1 rRNA gene is annotated in these 3,009 nt (G+C 48.9%); it reads right to left on the bottom strand.

Annotated features, from left to right (window positions below):
* Nucleotides 1-78: 78 nt before the first annotated feature.
* Nucleotides 79-2,960: ribosomal RNA gene (locus NQQ59_RS25165) — 23S ribosomal RNA — on the bottom strand.
* Nucleotides 2,961-3,009: the final 49 nt, after the last annotated feature.

The raw sequence follows: 3,009 nt of genomic DNA, 5'->3' as shown, positions 1-3,009 counted from the left end.
TTAACATACTGAGATAAAGAAAGGTAATTTGTTTTGTTAGAAAGTTTCCTCCCGAGCCTTTCGGCTCGGGAAAAGGGTGTACATAAGCTTACGGATTATTAGTACTACTCGACTATGACATTACTGCCTTTACATCTATAGCCTATCAACGTGGTCATCTTCCACGATCCTTAAAAGAAATCTCATCTTGTGGTGGGTTTCGCGCTTATATGCTTTCAGCGCTTATCCCTTCCAAACGTAGCTACTCTGCGGTGCCCCTGGCGGGACAACAGATACACTAGAGGTTTGTCCAATTCGGTCCTCTCGTACTAGAATCAGATCCACTCAAATTTCTAACGCCCGCAGTAGATAGAGACCGAACTGTCTCACGACGTTCTGAACCCAGCTCGCGTGCCACTTTAATGGGCGAACAGCCCAACCCTTGGGACCTTCTCCAGCCCCAGGATGTGACGAGCCGACATCGAGGTGCCAAACCCCCCCGTCGATATGAGCTCTTGGGGGAGATCAGCCTGTTATCCCCGGCGTACCTTTTATCCTTTGAGCGATGGCCCTTCCATGCGGAACCACCGGATCACTATGCTCTACTTTCGTACCTGATCGACCTGTATGTCTCTCAGTCAAGCTCCCTTATGCCATTGCACTCTACGCACGGTTACCAAGCGTACTGAGGGAACCTTTAGAAGCCTCCGTTACTCTTTTGGAGGCGACCACCCCAGTCAAACTACCCACCAAGCACTGTCCCCCACATCGCGGGGTTAGGCCTCAGATAAACAAAGGGTTGTATTTCAACAATGACTCCACAACGCCTGGCGACGCCGCTTCACAGTCTCCAACCTATCCTACACATCATTTATCCAAGGTCAATACTAAGCTATAGTAAAGGTGCACAGGGTCTTTTCGTCCCACTGCGGGTAAACGGCATCTTCACCGTTACTACAATTTCACCGAGCTCATGGCTGAGACAGTGTCCAGATCGTTACACCATTCGTGCAGGTCGGAACTTACCCGACAAGGAATTTCGCTACCTTAGGACCGTTATAGTTACGGCCGCCGTTTACTGGGGCTTCAATTCAATGCTTCTCCGAAGATAACATCTCCTCTTAACCTTCCAGCACCGGGCAGGTGTCAGGCCCTATACTTCATCTTACGATTTTGCAGAGCCCTGTGTTTTTGATAAACAGTCGCCTGGACCTCTTCACTGCGGCCCCGATTGCTCGGGGCGACCTTTCTCCCGAAGTTACAGGTCTATTTTGCCTAATTCCTTAGCCATGAATCTCTCGAGCACCTTAGGATTCTCTCCTCAACTACCTGTGTCGGTTTACGGTACTGGTACTGATTACCTGAAGTTTAGAGGTTTTTCTTGGAAGCCCTTAGGCGCACTATCTCTTTGTCCGAAGACTCCGAGTACTATCGTATTTCACCAAAACCTGCGGATTTGCCTACAGGTCTTATAGCTAGGTACTTCAACGAACTATTCCGTCAGTTCGCGGCGCTTTCATCACTCCGTCACCCCATCACAGTAATCAGTAGTACGGGAATATTAACCCGTTGGCCATCGACTGTCCCTTTCGGGTTCGCCTTAGGACCAGACTAACCCACAGCTGATTAGCATAGCTGTGGAAACCTTAGTTTTTCGGTGTGCGGGTTTCTCGCCCGCATTATCGTTACTTATGCCTACATTTTCTTTTCCAGCCGGTCCAGCATACCTTACGATACACCTTCAACCCTGCTGGAATGCTCCCCTACCACTTACAGTAAACTGTAAATCCATAGCTTCGGTAATATGCTTATGCCCGATTATTATCCATGCTCGTCCGCTCGACTAGTGAGCTGTTACGCACTCTTTAAATGAATGGCTGCTTCCAAGCCAACATCCTAGCTGTCTGGGCAGACAAACCTCGTTCTTTCAACTTAGCATATATTTGGGGACCTTAGCTGATGGTCTGGGTTCTTTCCCTCTCGGACTTGGACCTTAGCACCCAAGCCCTCACTGCTGTGAAACATTATATAGCATTCGGAGTTTGTCAGGAATTGGTAGGCGGTGAAGCCCCCGCATCCAATCAGTAGCTCTACCTCTATATAACTATCATCAGCGCTGCACCTAAATGCATTTCGGGGAGTACGAGCTATTTCCGAGTTTGATTGGCCTTTCACCCCTACCCACAGGTCATCCGAAGACTTTTCAACGTCAACCGGTTCGGTCCTCCACTGTGTGTTACCACAGCTTCAACCTGCCCATGGGTAGATCACACGGTTTCGCGTCTAACACTACTGACTAAAGCGCCCTATTCAGACTCGCTTTCGCTACGGATCCATGTCTTAAACACTTATCCTTGCCAGCAACGTTAACTCGTAGGCTCATTATGCAAAAGGCACGCCGTCACCCCACTTAAGGGCTCCGACCGCTTGTAGGCGTATGGTTTCAGGATCTATTTCACTCCGTTATTCACGGTTCTTTTCACCTTTCCCTCACGGTACTGGTTCACTATCGGTCTCTCAGGAGTATTTAGCCTTAGCGGATGGTCCCGCCGAATTCAGACAGGGTTTCACGTGCCCCGCCCTACTCAGGATACCACTATCCATTATACTTGTTGCCCATACGGGGCTATCACCCTCTATGGCGCCGCTTTCCAGCAGCTTCCGGTTCCTTGTACATGAAATATCGTGGTCCTACAACCCCAAATATGCCGTAACATATCTGGTTTGGGCTAATCCGCGTTCGCTCGCCACTACTTACGGAATCACTTTTGTTTTCTTCTCCTCCGCCTACTTAGATGTTTCAGTTCAGCGGGTTTGCCCACCTATCGGTGTACTATGTCTTCAACATAGTGGGTTGCCCCATTCGGATATCTGCGGATCGATCGATGTGTGCTCGTCCCCGCAGCTTTTCGCAGCTTATCACGTCCTTCTTCGCCTCTGAGAGCCTAGGCATTCCCCATACGCCCTTATTTTGCTTATTGTACCAAATCATAATTTAATATGATCCGTTTTTTTTTGTTTTTTATTATT

The sequence above is a fragment of the Flavobacterium panacis genome, assembly GCF_024649945.1.
Classification (GTDB): domain Bacteria; phylum Bacteroidota; class Bacteroidia; order Flavobacteriales; family Flavobacteriaceae; genus Flavobacterium; species Flavobacterium panacis.
This window is presented reverse-complemented; position numbering and strand designations above follow the sequence as displayed.